The sequence below is a fragment of the Methylobacterium guangdongense genome, assembly GCF_038442355.1.
GTDB lineage: Bacteria > Pseudomonadota > Alphaproteobacteria > Rhizobiales > Beijerinckiaceae > Methylobacterium > Methylobacterium guangdongense.
Genome location: NZ_JBBXMX010000007.1, coordinates 208,883 through 226,556 on the forward strand (window position 1 = coordinate 208,883; position 17,674 = coordinate 226,556).

Annotated in this window: 15 protein-coding genes; 13 read left to right on the forward strand and 2 right to left on the reverse strand. The window is 71.4% G+C overall.

Annotated elements, in window-relative coordinates; translation table 11 throughout:
• Nucleotides 1-398 precede the first annotated feature (398 nt).
• The 9 genes from AAHG09_RS15840 to AAHG09_RS15880 all read left to right on the forward strand — a co-directional run bounded on the left by AAHG09_RS15840 (nt 399) and on the right by AAHG09_RS15880 (nt 9,559).
• Nucleotides 399-1,163 (forward strand): GntR family transcriptional regulator, encoded by a 765-nt coding sequence (locus AAHG09_RS15840; RefSeq protein ID WP_342108381.1) that lies wholly within the window; start codon nt 399-401, stop codon nt 1,161-1,163.
• Complete coding sequence (locus tag AAHG09_RS15845) at nt 1,160-1,930, forward strand: ABC transporter ATP-binding protein (RefSeq protein ID WP_342108382.1); 771 nt, start codon at nt 1,160-1,162, stop codon at nt 1,928-1,930. Before AAHG09_RS15840 ends, AAHG09_RS15845 begins: the two co-directional genes overlap by 4 nt.
• Entirely contained in the window at nt 1,921-2,736 is an 816-nt protein-coding gene (locus tag AAHG09_RS15850) for an ABC transporter permease (RefSeq protein WP_342108383.1), read from the forward strand. Before AAHG09_RS15845 ends, AAHG09_RS15850 begins: the two co-directional genes overlap by 10 nt.
• 61 nt (nt 2,737-2,797) lie before the next feature.
• Complete coding sequence (locus tag AAHG09_RS15855; RefSeq protein WP_342108384.1) at nt 2,798-3,778, forward strand: ABC transporter substrate-binding protein; 981 nt, start codon at nt 2,798-2,800, stop codon at nt 3,776-3,778.
• A 31-nt stretch (nt 3,779-3,809) separates the two neighbouring features.
• Complete coding sequence (locus AAHG09_RS15860; protein WP_342108385.1) at nt 3,810-4,826, forward strand: zinc-binding dehydrogenase; 1,017 nt, start codon at nt 3,810-3,812, stop codon at nt 4,824-4,826.
• 257 nt (nt 4,827-5,083) lie between these two features.
• The gene (locus AAHG09_RS15865) at nt 5,084-5,503 is read left to right on the forward strand and encodes a PaaI family thioesterase (protein ID WP_091720902.1); all 420 of its coding nucleotides are present in this window, start codon (nt 5,084-5,086) and stop codon (nt 5,501-5,503) included.
• Nucleotides 5,500-6,312 carry a VOC family protein gene (locus tag AAHG09_RS15870; RefSeq protein ID WP_342108387.1) on the forward strand — a complete coding sequence of 271 codons (813 nt, stop codon included), beginning with the start codon at nt 5,500-5,502 and terminating at the stop codon, nt 6,310-6,312. The genes AAHG09_RS15865 and AAHG09_RS15870 overlap by 4 nt, the downstream gene beginning before the upstream one ends.
• Nucleotides 6,309-7,832, forward strand: coding sequence for a class I adenylate-forming enzyme family protein (locus tag AAHG09_RS15875; RefSeq protein WP_342108388.1), 1,524 nt, complete (start codon nt 6,309-6,311; stop codon nt 7,830-7,832). Before AAHG09_RS15870 ends, AAHG09_RS15875 begins: the two co-directional genes overlap by 4 nt.
• Nucleotides 7,833-7,963: 131 nt before the next feature.
• Nucleotides 7,964-9,559: an ABC transporter substrate-binding protein gene (locus tag AAHG09_RS15880; protein ID WP_342108390.1), complete on the forward strand. Its 1,596-nt coding sequence runs from the start codon at nt 7,964-7,966 to the stop codon at nt 9,557-9,559.
• A gap of 219 nt (nt 9,560-9,778) precedes the next feature.
• On the opposite strand, the gene AAHG09_RS15885 is transcribed toward AAHG09_RS15880, so the two are convergent.
• A complete protein-coding gene (locus tag AAHG09_RS15885; RefSeq protein WP_342108391.1) occupies nt 9,779-10,768 on the reverse strand; it encodes a mechanosensitive ion channel family protein in 990 nt (329 codons plus the stop codon).
• A gap of 335 nt (nt 10,769-11,103) precedes the next feature.
• Here AAHG09_RS15885 and AAHG09_RS15890 point away from each other — a divergent pair, with 335 nt between their 5' ends.
• Nucleotides 11,104-12,396: an alpha/beta hydrolase gene (locus AAHG09_RS15890; protein WP_342108392.1), complete on the forward strand. Its 1,293-nt coding sequence runs from the start codon at nt 11,104-11,106 to the stop codon at nt 12,394-12,396.
• A 59-nt stretch (nt 12,397-12,455) separates the two neighbouring features.
• Entirely contained in the window at nt 12,456-12,869 is a 414-nt protein-coding gene (locus AAHG09_RS15895; RefSeq protein WP_342108393.1) for a DUF1236 domain-containing protein, read from the forward strand.
• A gap of 46 nt (nt 12,870-12,915) precedes the next feature.
• Here the strand turns inward: AAHG09_RS15895 and AAHG09_RS15900 are convergent, their stop codons facing one another.
• Nucleotides 12,916-15,588: an ATP-binding protein gene (locus AAHG09_RS15900; protein WP_342108394.1), complete on the reverse strand. Its 2,673-nt coding sequence runs from the start codon at nt 15,586-15,588 to the stop codon at nt 12,916-12,918.
• A 240-nt stretch (nt 15,589-15,828) separates the two neighbouring features.
• On the opposite strand from AAHG09_RS15900, the gene AAHG09_RS15905 reads away from it, so the two are divergent.
• Both AAHG09_RS15905 and AAHG09_RS15910 read left to right on the forward strand, forming a co-directional pair.
• Nucleotides 15,829-16,725, forward strand: coding sequence for a LysR family transcriptional regulator (locus AAHG09_RS15905; RefSeq protein ID WP_342108396.1), 897 nt, complete (start codon nt 15,829-15,831; stop codon nt 16,723-16,725).
• Nucleotides 16,726-16,835: 110 nt separating this feature from the next.
• Entirely contained in the window at nt 16,836-17,642 is an 807-nt protein-coding gene (locus AAHG09_RS15910) for a putative hydro-lyase (RefSeq protein ID WP_342108459.1), read from the forward strand.
• Nucleotides 17,643-17,674: the final 32 nt, after the last annotated feature.

Genomic DNA, 17,674 nt, shown 5'->3' on the forward strand with positions numbered 1-17,674 from the left:
ATCCCTCACCCCAACCCTCTCCCGCTCGGGAGAGGGGGCCTGTCGCGCCCTGTCACGAGCCGCATGCCTCAAACCTGTGTAGCCCGTAGCCACAAGGGGGAGGAGCGCGCGCTTGGTTGGTCTCCCGGTCCGTCCGCAAACACCTTGAGAGGGCTGCCCGGCAACCCCTCGGCACATCACGCCCTGGCGCGGGCAGGGCGTGCCCACAAAGCGTGCTGCGCGGATCACGCGGCGTCTCCACGTCCCCCGGGCGCACGGCCGAAATCGATGTCCGCGGGCGCTCCACGCACCGATGGGAGGCGCGCGGCCAGGCCGGCGCCGGGTTGGCACATGTTCTGCGTGTGGTGAGCAGCTCACAGCCTGCTGTGGGAACCTCAAGGCCCGATCGGCGAGGTGCCATGACGATGCGCGATGACAGCTCCCGGCCCGCTCGCCCGACGGCGACGGTGCTCGCCGTCCCCGACGCCACGCACAAGGGCAATCTGGCCTACGACCTGATGCGACGCGAGATCGTCGCCTGCCGCCTCCTGCCCGGTACGCGCTTCACCGAGGCCGAGGTCTCGGAGCGCTTCGCGATCGGCAAGGCGAGCTGCCGCATCGCGCTTCAGCGCCTCGCCCAGGACGGCCTCGTCAGCTCGATGCCGCGGCACGGCTACCGGGTCAGCCCGGTGACCGTGAAGGATGTGGACGAGGTCTTCGCCCTGCGGATGGAGCTCGAGCCGCTGGCGGCACGGGGCGCCGCCGGCCGCGTGAACCGGGCGCATCTCGAGCGCCTGGAGCAGGCCTGCCGCCGCAAGATCACGGTGGAGATGGGCAACCAGATCGACTTCTTCCTGGAGGCCAACCGGGGCTTCCACCTCGCGATCGCGGCGGCTGCGGGGAACGGGCGCCTGTACCGGACGCTGTCGGGCCTCCTCGACGAGATGACCCGCCTCGTCGCCCTCGGCTTCGGCGTGCAGGGGGTGCGGCCGAACATCGAGAACGACCACACCGCGATGATCGAGCATCTGGTGGCAGGCGATGCCGACAGCGCCGCCCTGGTGGCGCGCCGCCACGTCGAGACGTTCCGGGCCATGACGATGGAGAAGGTCATCGCCAGCCTGCGCGACACCGCCGTGGTGGCGCCGGTGCGGACGTCCCGGGCCGAGGGGGGCGAGCCGTGAACGCCGTCGAACTCGACCACGTCAGCAAGTGGTTCGACCGGCGCGAGGGCGGGCCGCTCCATGTCCTCGACGCCATCGACATCGCGATCCCGCAGCACGCGATCGTCGCGATCCTGGGCGCGTCGGGCTGCGGCAAGAGCACCCTCCTGAACATGATCGCCGGACTGGTCGAGCCCGATCAGGGTGCCGTCCTCCTGAACGGCATCCCGTCGCACGCCTTCCGCGACTGGCGGGCCATGACCTACATGTTCCAGGAGGATCGGCTGCTCCCCTGGCGCACGGCCGCCCAGAACGTCGCCTTCGGCCTTGAGGCCGGGGGCATGGGCCGGGCGGAGCGGGCGCGGCGTGTCGACGCCACCCTGCGGCTCGTCGGGCTCGAAGCCTTCCGCGACGCCTACCCGCACGAATTGTCGGGGGGCATGCGCAGCCGCGTGGCGCTGGCGCGCAGCCTCGTCACCGAGCCCAAGATCCTGCTCCTCGACGAGCCGTTCTCGAAGCTCGATCCCGAGATCCGCGCCCAGATGCACGCGGAGCTGCTGCGCATCGCGGACCTGCGGGCGATGACCCTGGTCTTCGTCACGCACGACGTCGAGGAGGCGGTGGTGCTGGCGAGCCAAGTGGTCGTCCTGCACCCGCGGCCGGGCCGGATCGGTACGGTCCGGGCGATCGATCTGCCGTACCCCCGCGACCCCCTCTCGCCGGAGGTCGCCGAGGAGATCCGGCGCCTGCGCATCAGCCTCTCTTCCGCGAGCGCGCGATGCTCGTGAAGACCCCGCCCCGCCTGATCCGGCAGACGCGGACGTCCGTCGCCGGCCGCCGCGCGGGCCTGCTCCTGCAGCGGCTCGCCCTCCTCGCCCTGGCGCTGGCCGCGTGGCAGCTCGGATCGCTGCACGCGCCGAGCTTCGTCCTGCCGAGCCCCGCGCGGGTCTGGCACACGTGGCTCGGCCTCGTCGGTACGCCGAGCTTCGCCGCCGATCTCGGCATCACCCTGGGCCGGATCGGCGCCGGCTTCGCCTTCGCGGCCCTGGTGGGCCTGCCGCTCGGCCTGCTGCTCGGCGCGAGCCCCCGCCTCGGCCGGTTCTTCGAGCCGGTGCTGACCGTGACCAACACCGTCTCGTCGGCGATCTGGGCGATCTTCGCGCTGATCTGGTTCGGCCTCTCGAACTGGACCACGATCTTCGTGGTGTTCATGACCGCGATGCCGCTGATCCTCACCAATGTCTGGCAGGGCACGCGCACGGTCAGCACCGAGCATCTCGAGCTCGCCCGCACCTTCCGGATGCCGCGCCGCAAGGTGCTGACCAAGATCTACCTGCCGACGATCCTGCCCGCCTTCTTCGCGGGCGCGCGCCTCGCCATCGGCTTCGGGGCCCGGGTCGTCCTCGTGGCGGAATCGCTCGGGGCGAGCAGCGGTATCGGCTACCGCCTCCGGCAGGCGGCCGACCTCGTCCAGACCGATCAGGTCTTCGCCTGGACCCTCACCCTGGTCGCCCTGATGATCGGCATCGAGACGCTCGTCCTGAAGCCGGCGGAACAGCGCCTGTTCGCCTGGAAGAAGGCGGCGCAGCCATGACGGCCGCCGCGCGGGGACCCGCCCGCCAGACGCCCTCCCATCCCCCGTCCTGGAGAACGCCTTGAACCGGATCCGCGTCCTCGCCGCCGCCGCGCTCTGCGCCTTCGGCCTGCCCGGCCTCGCACACGCCGAGACGGTGCGCATCGGCTACTGGAGTTCCGGCATCAGCCTCGGCTTCGGCGCCGTGCTGGAGGCCGGCAAGTTCATGGAGAAGGAGGGCCTGACGCCCGAGTACGTCAAGTTCCCAGACGTGAACGCCCCCACCAAGGCCATGGCGGCCGGGGCCATCGATTTCGCGATCGCGGCGAGCGCGGGGACGGCGCTGAGCGTCACCGCCGACGGGCTGCCGATGCGCATCGTCCTGGCGACCCAGGTGGCCGACCTCGACTTCGTGGTCCTTGAGGACTCGCCGATCAAGACGATGGCCGACCTCAAGGCCAAGAAGATCGGCACCTCGCCGGCCGGCAGCGGCACCGCCGCCATCGCGGCGGCGATCCTGGAGACCAATCACGGCCTCAAGCCCGCCGATTACCAGGCGGTGCCCGGCAACGACTCCCGGCTCGCGCAATTCCTCGTCCAGAAGGACATCGATGCCGCGGCCCTGCGCACCGTGACCCTGGCGCTCCTGCCGGACGTCAAGCTGCGCCGCCTCGGCACCTTCCGGGAGGAATGGAAGCGCCTCACCCGGCAGGACGCGCCGCCGATCCTCGGTGTCGGCCTGATGCGCAACGCCTGGATGACTGAGAACCCGGATGCGCCCGCGAAGGTCGTGGCCGCGATGCGCAAGGCCTACGCCTTCGGCAAGGCCGACAAGCCCGGGGTGGCCAGGATCCTGAAGGCGGCCGCGAACCTGAGCGACGCCGACGCCGCCGCCTACGCGGGCCTCTGGGACGGCATCTACACGGTCAGCCTGGAGCCCGCCGACATCGCCTCGCTGAAGCGGGAGTTCGAGGTCTTCAAGGCGGTCGGCGTCGTCCAAGGCAGCCTGCCGGACGCGGCGCTGGTTCCCGGCCCCTACGAGCGGTCGAAGACGATCCCGTAGCCTTTCCGACCTGCAGAAGAGGGTTTCCACGATGGCTGAGACCATGAAGGCGCTGGTGCTGGAGGCGCACGGCGACATCGACACGCTGAAGGTGGTCGACGACTATCCGAAGCCGTCCCCCGGGCCGGGGGAGGTCCTGATCCGGGTCGGCGCCTCTTCGTTCAACTACCACGACGTGTTCACCGTGAAGGGCATGCCGGGCATCAAGGTGCCGATGCCGGTGGTGATCGGCCTCGACATGGCCGGACAGGTCGTCGCGCTCGGCGCGGGCGTCACGGAGTGGCACGTCGGCGACCGGGTGCTGGTCAACCCGCTCAACAAGGCCAAGGGCCTGATGGGCGAGATGCTCGACGGCGGCATGGCCGAGTATTGCCGGGTCTCGACGGGCCAGCTCATCGCGATGCCGCCGGACGTGAGCTACGCGGACGCCGCCTCCCTGCCGGTGGCCTACGGCACGGCCCACCGCATGCTGATCACCCACAACACCGTGAAGGCCGGCGACCGGGTCCTGATCCTCGGCGCCAGCGGCGGCGTCGGGACGGGCTGCGTGATGCTGGCCAAGCAGCTCGGCGCCGAGGTCATCGCCTGCGCGGGCAGCGCGGAGAAGATGGCGGCGCTGACGGCGCTCGGCGCCGACCACGTGGTCAACTACCGCGAGACCGACTTCTCCAAATGGGCGATCCAGACCTACGGCAAGCCGCAGCGCCGGACCTACGAGGGCGGCGTCGACGTGGTGATCAACTTCACCGGCGGCGACACCTGGGTGCCCTCGCTCAAGTGCCTGAAGCGCGGCGGCACGCTGCTGGTCTGCGGCGCGACCGCGGGGCACGATCCCAAGGAGGATCTCCGCTACATCTGGAGCTTCGAGCTCAAGGTGATCGGCTCGAACAGCTTCTACGACGACGACCTATCGGCCCTGATGGACATGATCCAGGCCGGCACGCTGAAGCCCACCATCGACAAGGTCCTGCCCCTGGAAGAGGCCGCCGAGGGCCTGCGGATGATCCGCGACCGCGAGGTCATGGGCAAGATCGTCGTCACCCCCTGAGCGGCCGGCCGAAGGCGCGCCTCTCGCTCTGGCACCACCGTCTGCAAGGAGAGGCGCTTTTCCCCTCCCCCTTGCGGGGAGGGGTCAGGGGGTGGGGGTGGCGCAGGATCGAGCGCAGCGGTGCCATCTGCACCACCCCCACCTCCAACGCCTCCCCACCCCGATCGGGCTTGCCCGATCGGGGCAGACAGGAAGCGGATCTCGGACAAGCCCGAGATCCGCGGGGAAGGAGAGCCGCACCCGAGGAGATCAAAGCCATGTCCGACACCCCCCTCAGCAAGGAGCAGGTCGAGGCGCTGCTGCTGCGCGGCCCGTTCCACCAGTGGCTCGGCCTCTCGGTCGTCTCGGTCGGCGAGGGCACGATCGAGCTGAAGGCGACGTGGCGACCGGAATGGGTCGTCAACGCCGAGCGCGGCTACGTGCACGGCGGCATCCTGGCGACGCTGGTCGATCTGACCGCCGACTGGGCGCTGGTCTCCAAGACCGGCCGGGGCGTCCCCACCGTGGACCTGCGGGTCGATTACCACCGGGCCGCGATGCAGGGCGATCTCACCTGCCGCGGCACGGTGGTGAAGTTCGGCAACCAGCTCTCGGTCGCCGAGGCGCAGATCCTCGACGACGCGGGACGCCTGCTCGCGAGCGGCCGCGGCGTCTACATGACCGCGCCGGCGAAATGAGCGGACCGCACCGCGCCGCCCCGGCGGACGGGGCCCTCGACCATGTGGTGGTCAACGTCCTGCGACGGATGGACGAGGCGGCGGACCTGTTCGCCGCCCTCGGCTTCCGGCTGACGCCGCGCGGCCACCACTCGCTCGGCTCCATCAACCACCTGATGATGACGGCGGGACCCTACCTGGAGCTGGTCGGCGTCCCCGAGACCGGCCCGCAGAGGCAGGACGTTCTCGACAGCCCGTTCGGCCTGAACGGGCTCGTGGTGGCGAGCCGGGACGCCGCGGCGACCCACGCCCGCCTCGCCGCGGCGGGGCTGGCGGCGGGACCGCCCGTCGCCTTCTCGCGCCCCGTGACGGTCGACGGCCGGGCGGACGAGGCCCGGTTCCGGACGGTGCGGGTGCCGGCCCACCAGTTTCCGGCGGGGCGCCTCTACCATTGCGAGCACCTGACCCCGGATCTCGTCTGGCGGCCCGAATGGCTCGACCATCCGAACGGGTTTTCGGGGATCGACGCGCTGACGGTCGAGAGCCCGGTGCCGGAGGCCGACGCCGCCCTCTACGCGGCGGCCTGCGGCGCGCCGGCCGAGGGCGCCGACACGGGCTGGACCATCCGGCTCGGGGACACGCGGGTCGCGATCGTGCCGGGGCCGGCCGCCCGTTTCGCCGCCCTTGCCCTGCGCGTTCGAAGCCTCGACGCCCTCGAAGCCCGCGCGTCCGCCCTCCCGGAGGCGGCCTGGGTCCGGCACGAGCCGGATACGGCCACGCTGACGCTGCCGGCCTTCGACCTTCGTCTCCCCTGCAGGGCGGCCCCATGACGCGCACGGCCACGGGTGCGACCAATCTCGGCGATCTCGTCGATCGGTCCGGGCCGCCGGACAGGCCGCTGATCATCGGCGTCGGCCCCGATGCCGAGCCCACGGTGATGACCCGCGCCGGCCTCGACGCGACGGCCGACGCCTTCGCCCGCGGTCTCCTGCGCGGCGGGATCGCCCGCGGCGCGCGGATCGCGATCCTCTCGGCCAACCGGCCCGACACGATCGCGGCCCTGCTCGGCGCGATGCGGGCTGGCGTCGTCCCGGTCCCGGTCAATCACAAGTTCCCGCCGGCCACGATCGCCACCGTGCTCGCCGATTGCGGGGCGCGGCTCGTGCTCTGCGACGGCCCGCGCCGGGGGATGCTGGCGGGGCTCGGCCCCGAGGTCCGGGTCGCCGGGTTCGACGACGAGGGGCCGGAGGGCTTCAAGGCCTGGCTCGATCCCGGGCCCTTCGCGCCGATCGTGCCCGAGCCCGACGAGGCGGCCCTGTTCCTCTACACGTCCGGCTCCACGGGCCGGCCGAAGGGCGTGCGGCTGAGCCATGCCAGCCACCTCTGGGTGGCGCGGACCCGCGCCGCCGAGACGGACCTGCGCGACGACCGGCTGCTCGTCGCGGCGCCGCTCTACCACATGAACGCGCTGGCCCTGGCGCTCCTCGTCTGCGCGGCGGGGGCCACGATGGTGCTGCTGCCGCAGTTCGAGGCGCGGGCCTACATCGCGGCGATCGACCGGCACCGCTGCACGTGGCTCACCGCCGTGCCGCCGATGATCGCCATGATGCTGCGGGAGCGGGATCTCCTGGCGGAGGCCGACCTGACCGGCGTGCGGACGGTGCGGATGGGCTCGGCGCCGGTCAACGACACCCTCGCCCGGCAGATCCGCGCCCTGCTGCCGAACGCCCGCATCCTCAACGCCTACGGGACCACCGAGGGCGGCCCCGTCGTGTTCGGCGACCATCCGGACGGCCTGCCGACGCCGGTCGCGTCGGTCGGCGCACGGCATCCCCAGGTCGCGGTGCGCCTCGTCGGTCCGGACGCGCCGGAGACGGGCGTCCTGCAGATGCAGAGCCCCGCGATCATGCTGGGCTACCACAACCGGCCGGACGTGCCCGTCCCGATCACGGCGGACGGGTTCTACGACACCGGCGACGTGTTCCGCCGCGACGCGGACGGGTTCTTCTCCTTCCTCGGCCGGACCGACGACATGTTCGTCTCGGGCGGCGAGAACATCTTCCCCGGCGAGGTCGAGCTGGTGCTGGAGCGCCATCCCGCGGTGCTCCAGGCCTGCGTGGTTCCGGTGGCGGATGCCATCAAGGGCACCAAGCCCGTCGCCTTCGTGGTCCGCCGGCCCGGCACCGCGGTCGACGAGGCCGCCCTCAAGGCCCACGCGCTCGCCCACGCGCCGGCCTACCAGCACCCGCGCCGGGTCTGGTTCGTGGAGGCGCTGCCGCTCGCCTCGACCGGCAAGATCGACCGCGCGGCCCTGCGCCGGACCGCCGAGGAGACGGTCGGCACCCCCTGACCGGCGGCGGGAACGGACCTTGCAGGTTGCGCTCCCGTTGGATGCGCACCCGCAGAAGTTGGCCTCGCCAAACGAGCCGCCCGGCGCAACCGTCCCCGCCCGCCTGATCCGGAAAGCCAGGAGTGACCTCCATGCTGCGACGAACCTTCCTCGGCGGTGCCGCCGCCGCGGCCGCCGTCCCCTTCCTGCCGGCCCGCCCGGCCCTGGCCCAGGGCGACCGGGCGCGCGTCCTGCGCTTCGTGCCGCAATCCGACCTGACCATCGTCGATCCCGTGACGACCACGGCCTACATCACGCGCAACCACGCGCTCATGGTGTTCGACCAGCTCTACGGCCTCGACGCGCAGCTCACGCCGCAACCGCAGATGGTCGAGGGCCACACGGTCGAGGATGACGGGCGGCGCTGGACCTTCCGCCTGCGTGAGGGGCTGAAATTCCACGACGGCGAGCCGGTGCGGAGCCGCGACTGCATCGCGTCGATCCGGCGCTGGGCGCAGCGCGACAGCCTCGGGCAGGCCCTGATGGCCCGCACCGACGCCCTGGAGGCACCGGACGACCGGACCTTCGTCATCCGGTTGAAGCGCCCCTACGGGCTGATGCTGGAGACCCTGGCGAAGCTCGGCCCGCCGGTCCTCGTCATCATGCCGGAGCGCCTCGCCGCCATCGACCCGGCCCAGCAGATCCCCGAGGTGATCGGTTCCGGCCCGTTCCGCTTCAACACCAAGGAGCGCCTCGTCGGGGCCCGCGTGGTCTACGACCGCAACCCGGATTACCGGCCCCGGGCGGACGGCACCGTGTCGTGGGTGGCGGGGCCCAAGCGCGTCCATTTCGACCGGGTCGAGTGGCAGGTCATGCCGGATCCCGGCACCGCGGCGGCCGCCCTCCAGAACGGCGAGGTCGACTGGTGGGAGAACCCGATCAGCGATCTCGTGCCGACGCTCCAGGCCAGCCCGGAGATCACCACGCAGCTCGCCTCGCCGCTCGGCAACCTCGGCACCGGCGTCATGAACCACCTCTATCCGCCCTTCGACAATCCCGCGATCCGGCGGGTGGTCCTGGCGGCCCTGTCGCAGGCGGACTTCATGGGGGCGGCGGCCGGCGACGACCCGAAGCTGTGGCGCAAGGATGTCGGCCTGTTCACCCCGGGCACCGCGATGGCCACCGATGCGGGCCTGTCCGTCCTCACCGGGCCGCGCGATCTGGCGAAGGCGAAGCGCGACCTCGTGGCGGCGGGCTACAAGGGCGAGCGCGTCGTGCTCATGTCGACGAGCGAGAACCCCGTGCTCGGCGCCCTCGGCGAGGTCATGAACGACCTGCTGCGGCGCCTCGGGATGAACGTGCAGTACGTCGTGTCCGACTGGGGCACGCTGGTCACGCGCCGCGCCAGCAAGGCGCCCCCCGATCAGGGCGGCTGGAACATCTTCAACACGACCTGGACCGGCCTCGACATGGCCAATCCGGTGGTGGAGCAGGTGCTGCGCTGCGGCGGCGAGAAGGGCTTCTTCGGCTGGCCGAACCTGCCCGAGCTGGAGAGCCTGCGCGAGGCCTGGATCGAGGCCCCCGATCAGGCGGCGCGGCAAGCGATCGCGGCCAAGATGCAGACCCTGGCGATGCGCGACGTGCCGTACCTGCCGACCGGCCAGTACTTCTACCGGACGGCCTTCCGGCGCGATCTCCAGGACATCGTCGACGGCCAGTTCGTCTTCTGGAACGCGCGTCGCGCCTGACGGGCACCGGGCGGATACCCGAGCCGAAGCGTCCGTTCGGCTTGGCGCCCGTTCGGCTTGGCGTCCGTTCGGCTTGGCGTCCGTTCGGCTTGGCGCCCGTCGCGGTCGTAGGCCGGCGACGACCAGATCCTGGAGAGCCGACAGCAAGGGCGGCACCGCTTGTTACCCCCGGCCTCCAGACATTGGCGGGCGGACGGTCCTGCCGGGGTCGGAGCACCTTCATGCGCCGGGATCGAACGATGCGGGTTCGGTGGGCGCCGGGCGCCGCTCCCGGGCCAGTCGGATCGGCGGCAGACCGACGATGTCATAGGTGGCCGAGGCGATACCGATGCCGGCCGCGTCGAAGCCGGCCAGGATGTCCCGGCTCATCGCGTCCTTGACCCCGCGGATCTGGTGGGTGCCGAGGATGAAGCGCACGCTCAGTTCGAGCCAGTTGTCGGTGATGCGCCAGAACACCCGCGGTTCGAGGTCGAGCGGCTCGACCCCGAACCGGGCCTCAAGCCGCGCCTTCGCCTCGGCGGCCATGAGGGACGGATCGATGGCATGCCGGCGCGCCGCGTCGAGGAGGATGGCCTCGGCCCTGGTCCGGTCGTCCGCGTAGCTGACCGGGATGGCGATCTCCTCCCAGATGAACGGGAAGTCGCGGGTGTAGTTGTAGACCGGATCCGAGAAGATCTTCGCGTTGCTCACGGTGACGATGCGCCCGGTGAACTGCCGGCTGCGCACCCACATCGCGGGATCGGCGCCCTGGACCGCGGGCGGCTGACCCATCTCCATGATGGTGGTCTGGATGAATCCGAGGCGCATGACGTCGCCGCGCACACCCCCCATGGAGATGCGGTCGCCGACCGTGAAGGTTGCCCCCCGCAGGATGACGAAGTAGCCGGCCAGCGCGGTGATGACCTGCTGCAGGGCGAAGGCCAGTCCCGCCGAGACGAGGCCGAAGGCGGTGGCGAGCCGGGTCGGGTCATCGAACCAGATCGACATCAGGCCGAGGATCAGCAGGGCCGCCGAGAGGAGACTGACGCCCTGGCGCGTCCAGAATCGGGTCTGAACGCTCGCATGATCCGACCGGGACAGGACGCGGCCGACCAGCGAACGCAGCCCCAGGCCTCCGCCGACGATGACCGCGATGAAGGCGAGGGACAGGATGAGTTTGCGACCATTCTCGGCATTCACGCCGACCCAGTCGATCCCGAAAACGTGCAAGGTGTCCGCCTCCATCGGATGTCGCCGCGACCTCCGCCCCGTGGGCGGCGCATCTGAGATCGGTCGGGCCGAACCGTCGCGTCAGAACGATCGGACCGCGCTCTTGTTGCCCCGGCGTCCGGATCACGTTCGTGCGGACGAGGCCGGATCAGTCCACCGCCCCTGTCGCGGCCTGAAGGACGGGGGCCGCGCTGCGACAACGCGGCCCCGCATGCACCGGGCCTTCGTCCGCCAGCCGCCGCAATCGCCCTCCAAGGCCCCTACGCCTTGACGGTCGCTTAACCATTCGCCCGTCCAACGCTGCCCAGGGGTCCGGGTCGGGGGGACGGATGCGCGTGCGGTTTCAACGGATGGGTCGGACGGGACCGGTCTTCGCCGTCCTCCTGCCCTTGCTGGGCTCCGGGGCCTGCGCCGGGCGTCCGACCGGTGTGCTGCTGCCCGTCACCGCGACCGAGCCCGTTCCCGGCACCGCGCGGGTCGACATGCTGGTGGCGACCACCCGCAAGTCGGCCGCCGATCGGGGCGTGTTGTTTTCCGGCGAGCGCGGCGATGCGGTGACCTACACGGACCTTGCGGTCTCCATCCCGCCGGACGCCACCCGGCAGCCGGGCACGGTGCAGTGGCCGAAATCGCTGCCCGGCAATCCGGCCACGGACTTCGTGGCGCTTCGCGCCGAGCCGGTCGACCGCGCGAAGGTCGCCGCCTGGACCGGCCGGGCCGTCCGGCGCGGCGCGAAGCGCCACGTGCTGGTGTTCGTGCACGGCTTCAACAACAAGTTCGAGGACGCCGTCTTCCGGTTCGCGCAGATCGTCCACGATTCCGGGGCCACGGTCGCCCCGGTGCTGTTCACGTGGCCGTCCAAGGGGTCGGTGCTCGCCTACGGCTACGACCGGGAAAGCACCAACTTCTCGCGCAACGGTCTGGAGACGCTGCTGCGGGACCTCTCCAGGGACCCGAACGTCGGCGAAGTCACGGTGCTGGCCCACTCCATGGGGAACTGGCTGACGCTGGAAAGCCTGCGCCAGATGGCCATCCGCGACCGGCGCGTGGCGCCCAAGATCCGGAATGTCATTCTCGCCGCCCCGGACGTCGACATGGACCTCGCCCGCGAGGCCTTTCGCGACATGGGCCCGAACCGGCCGCGCCTGACCCTGATGGTGTCCGGCGACGACCAGGCCCTGGCCGTGTCGCGGCTGGTCTGGGGTGACGGCATCCGATTGGGGGCCATCAATCCCAACGCCGAGCCCTACAGGACCGAACTGGCGCGCCAGAACATCGACGTCCTGAACCTTTCCTCCGTGAAGGGCGACGACCCGCTGAACCACGGCAAGTTCGCCTCCGGGGACGTCGTCGCCCTGCTGGGCAAGCGTCTCGCGGACGGACAGCCGATCTCGGACGGGCAGGTCGGCTTCGGGGACAAATTGGTGAGCACGGCGGCCGGGGCCGCGTCCACGGTCGCGACCGGCGCGGCGCTGGCGGTCGCGGCCCCGGTGGCCATCGTCGATCCGCAGACGCGCGAAACCTACGGCGAGCACCTGTCCAACGTCGGCTCGGGCCTGCGGGATGCGGTCGGCTCGACGGTCGACCTGGCCGGCGCACCCGTGCGGGCCGTGACCGGCGGCCGTTGAACCGCCGGACCGGCACGCAACGCCGCCGCCGGGCCCACCGGCATCAGGAGGAATGGAAGATGGCAGGCAAGATTCGACTGGCCGTCGCGGCGGCGACGTTGGCGTGGGCGGCGGCCGCCCAGGCCCAGGGGCTGGAACGCGGCGCGCAGGAGGGTGCGAACCGCGGCGCGATGATCGCCGGTCCCCTGGGGGCCGTCGTCGGCGGTGCGGTCGGGGCGGCGGTCGGGACGGCCAACGGCATCCTCGGCATCGACCGGCGTGAGCGCTTCCGCATCTACGCCACGGGCGAGCGGCGCCCCTCCTTCGCCTATCCGGGCACCCTGAAAGTCGGGACCGTGCTCCCCGAGGACGGTGTCGTCTACTACGACGTGCCCCCAGAGTTTGCCCTGCCGAGCTACAACTACACGGTCGTGAACGACCACCCGGTGCTGGTGGACCCGCGCACGCGCCGGGTGGTCGAGGTCATCGACTAGGGCGCGCTCCGCCGAAGTGGAGACCGGTTCGGCGCAGGAGAGCGCGTCACAACAGAGGCTGAGAGCCCTGCCCGATTGCAGCGCGATCGGGCAGGGCTCTAGGCGGGCCTCGGTCCGCGGCGATGGCCTGTGGGCGGAACCGGTCCATCACGGTGTGGAGTGCGTTCCAGTCGACCGGCTTCTGCAGGTAGTCGGTGGCCCCGAGCGCGTAGGCGCGGGTCTGCTCGTCGAGGACCGTCACCATGACGACGGGCGTCTCGTGCAGGGCCGCGTCGCCCCGGATGGCGTCCAGGACCGCCCAACCGTCCATCTGGGGCATCGTCACGTCGAGGAGGATGACGCTCGGCGCGAGGCTCCGGGCCAACGCCAAGCCGTCCCGGCCGTCCGCAGCCACCGCGACCCGGTATCCGTCCCGCTCCAGGAAGCGGGCCAGGAGTTCCCGCGTCGCCGCGTCGTCGTCGATGACCAGGACGGCGCCGTCGCCGGTCGCATCGACGGCCTTGGGGGTGGCATCGTCGACGGCAGGCGGCACCGCGTCGTTCGTGCCGGTGATGCGCGCCGGCACCGAGACCGTGAAGGTCGTGCCCCGCCCCGGCTCGCTCGCCACCGCGATGTCCCCGCCCAGCATCCCCGCGAACGCCCGGGTGATGGACAGGCCGAGGCCGGTGCCGCCGAACCTGCGCGTGGTCGACGCGTCGGCCTGGGTGAAGCGCTCGAACAGCCGCGACTGCTGTTCGGGGGTCATGCCGATACCGGTATCCGAGACCGCGAACGTCAGCCAGGCGGCGCCGTCTCGTTCGTCCCGCGCCGCCGACAGCGTGACCTGCCCGCCCTCCGTGAACTTGGCCGCGTTGCTCAGGAGGTTGATCAGGCACTGCCGCAGCTTGGTCACGTCGGTGCGCGCCGTGCCGAGGGCGGTGCCGAGATCAAGGGTCAGCGTGTTGCCCTTGCGGGCCACCAGGGCCTCCACGGCCGAGGCGACGTCGCGGACCACGGCCTCGACCGTGACGTCCTCGACGTAGGTCTCCATCCGCTCCGCCTCGATCTTGGAGAGGTCGAGGACGTCGTTGATGAGCCCGAGCAGGTGGCGCGCGTTCGCCTCGATCTTGCGCATATCGGGCAGCAGGTCATCCTGGCCGAGATCCTCCATCTCCTCCTGGAGCATCTCGGAATAGCCGATGACCGCCGAGAGCGGGGTGCGCAGCTCGTGGCTCATGTTCGCCAGGAACTCGCTCTTGGCCCGGTTGGCCTCCTCGGCCGCCTTCTTGGCGGCGGCGAGGTCAAGCTCGTTGCGCTTGCGCCCGTCGATGTCGGTGACGACCACCACGCCTCCCATCTGGTGGCCATCGTGATCGAACATCGGTGCGCCGGTGAAGCTGATCCAGGCCCGTGTTCCGTCGCCGCGCTGGTAGTCGACCTCCAGTTCGGCCCGGCGCTCGCCGTCACGGGTCACCCGCAGGAGCGGCCATTCGTCCGGACCGACGGGACTCCCGTCCGGGTGGAACCCGACCCAGCGGGCGGGCCCGTCGCCGGATTGCGCCGGGGTCAGCCCGTGCCCGAGGATGGCGGCGGCGCGCGCGTTGTGCCCGACGATGCGGCCCGACGGGGCCTGCGCGATCAGGACGCCGACGGGGAGCGTCTCCATCACGGTGCGCAAGGTCGCCTCGCCGGCACGGATGCCGCGCCGCGCCTCCGCCTCGCCGGCCTCGGCCAAGCCCGCCGGGACGGTCCCGGCGAAGAGGGCGGCGACGCGGAGCTCCCGGCCCGTGAAGGCGTCGGGGCGGCTCGACTGGAGCTTCAGGACGCCGATGGTCTCGTTCCCGCGGGTGATGGGCACGCACACGGCCGAGCGCAGGGCGAGCATCGGGTTGAGTTCCTGCCTGACCCGCGGGTCCAGGATGGCGTCCGGACACAGCACCGGCTTCGAGGTCCTGAGGCAATGGCCCGACAGGCTGCCGTCGACCGGCACCCGGAGGCCCGCATGGTCCGCCAGCGTCCCGCGCGTCGAGCGGTAGACGAGTTCGTCGCCCTCGCGGATCTCGATGACGCCGCCCTCGGCCTGGGGCACGGCCTCCATGGCGCCGGCCACGAGGACGTCGAGGATGACGTCCCGGTCCCCGTTCGCCCGGGTGATGGCGGCCTGCGTCGAGATCAGCGCGTTCTGCTGCGCGATCAGCGCCGCCTGTCCCGCGAGGACGCGCTCGCGCTCGGCCATGGCCCGGCGCAGGTCCATCTGGGTCATGACCTGCCCGGCCAGCGCCCGCAGCGCCGTGGCCTGGGGGGCGGTCAGCCCGGCCGGGCGCGGCTCCAGGTCGATCACGCATAGGCTGCCGAGGCGCTCCCCGCCCGGCGCCTGCAGGGGAGCCCCGGCGTAGAAGCGCAGATGCGGCTCGCCGGTCACGAGCGGGTTGTCGCGCGTCCGCGGGTCCTGCGTCAGGTCCGGAATGACCAGGAGGCCAGGCTCGGCCAGGGCATGCGCGCAGACCGACTTGTCCAGGGTGGTCTCGCAGGGGTCGAAGCCTGAGCGGGCCTTGAACCACTGTCGGTCGCCCGCCACGAGGCTGACGAGGGATACGGGAACCGCGCAGGTCAAGCGGGCCAGCTCGACGATGTCGTCGAACCCCTGTTCGGGGGGCGTGTCGAGGATGGCATAGTCGCGCAGGGCGTCGAGGCGACGGGCGTTCCCGACCTCGGATGGCAACGGCGTCGGATCGGTCATGGACGCCTCGTTGGCAGGGGCTGGTGCGCTCGCCGACGCAAGGCCGCCGCGCAGAGGCGGCGCGTCCCGCTGGTGCGGTCGACAACACGGACGCCCTGTGGAGGTTGCACGAGCCCGCGAACGGCCCCGGGACCCGCGTCGCCGGAGCGAGGCCATGGACAGGCCGACGACACGGGTATTCCATCGCCCCCGAGGTTGGGTGTCCATCCTGAACGGCCCACGCCCTGCATCCGGAGCGCCATGCCGGACTTCAAGAGCCTCGACGTCTACTACTGGGCCGCGACGCTCGGCAGCTTCAGCCGTGCGGCCGAGCGACTGAACATGACGCAGCCCGGGGTCTCGCAGCGGATCGCCGCGTTGGAACGGGAGTTCGGCCTGCCGCTGTTCGAGCGCAACGCCCGGACCGTCGTCCTCACGCCCAAGGGCCGCGAACTCCTGAGCTATGCCGAGCGCTTCCTGCGCCTGCGCACCGAGATGATGGGCGCCGTCGCCAACCCCACGGCGACGACCGGCGTGCTGCGGCTCGGCGCATCGGAGACCCTGGTCCACACGTGGCTCATGCCGTTCATCGAGGTGATGAGCCGGACTTATCCGGGCGTGGCCGTGGACCTGTCGGTCGACGTCTCGCCGAACATGCGCGACGCGCTCGCGCGCCACGAACTCGACCTCGCGTTCCTCGTCGGACCGATCACGGCGCCGGATCTGATCAACGTCCCGCTCTGCCGGTTCTCGGTCGCCTGGATCGCCGCGCCGAGCCTCGATTTCGGCGCCGGGGCGATCGGCCTGGCAGAATTGGTCCGGCACCCCGTGATCACCTATCCCCGCAACACCAACCCCTATGCCCAGCTGCGCGAGATCCTGGCGCGCTCCCATCTGCCGCCGCCGCGGCTCTACAGCAGCGCCTCGCTCTCGACGATCGTCCGCATGGCAGTGGAGGGGATCGGGGTCGGCGTGATCCCCGCAGAGACCGTGCGCGCCGAACTCGCGGACGGGCGTCTGCGCGTCCTCGACACCACCGTCCGTCTTCCGGACATCGATTTCACCGCAACCTACGAGAATGTGCCAGATCATCGGCTCCCGGCGGCGGCCGCCGAGATCGCGCGCAGCGTCGCCGTCGACTGGTGCAGCCGTCGATAAGCCAGGCTTATGGATTGCGATGAGAAAAGATAATTCGACGTCCACTGCCCATCGGATAGGCTTGCCGCATACGAAGGCACAGGAGTTCGGTGATGGCGTCAACGGCGACGATGTCCACGAGCGATCCGGCGTCACGCGCGCGCTTGAGCGGCCTCGAGGGCCGGCTCGCCTGCCGCGACGGGACGATCCCCGGCAGCACGGCGGGCGTCGCGGACGGCTACGTCCAGGGAAACCTCGCGGTCTTCCCCGCGCGGCTGGCGGATGAGTTCCGCCTGTTCGCCGAGCGCAATCCGAAATCCTGCCCGGTGATCGGCGAGTCGCGCCCCGGCAGCCGCACGATCCCAGAGCTTGGTCTCGACCTCGACCTCGCCACCGACATACCCGGCTACCGCATCTGGCGCGACGGCGCGGTGGTCGGGGAGCGGACGGAGGTCGCCGACCTCTGGCGCGACGACCTCGTGGCCTTCGTGATTGGCTGCTCGTTCTCGTTCGAGGCCGCCCTCGTCGCGGGCGGACTGCCCCTGCGCCACGTCGAGATGGGCGTGCGCGTGCCGATGTACCGGACGAACATCCCGTGCGCCCCGGCCGGGCCGTTCGCCGGGCCGATGGTGGTCTCGATGCGCCCGCTCACCCCGGCGCAGGCGATCCGCGCGGTGGAGATCACCGCCCGCTATCCCCGGGTCCACGGCGCCCCCGTCCATCTCGCCCGGCCGGACCTGATCGGCATCCGCGACCTCGGCGCCCCCGATTACGGCGACCCGGTGCGGATCGGCGCCGACGAGATTCCGGTCTTCTGGGCCTGCGGCGTCACCCCCCAATCGGTGATCGCGGCGGCCCGCCCGGACTTCGCCATCACCCACGCGCCGGGCTGCATGCTCATCACCGACCGGCTGAACGCCGAATTCGCGATGGCGTGAATCCCGCATTGCGATTCCCGTATCCTTTGGAG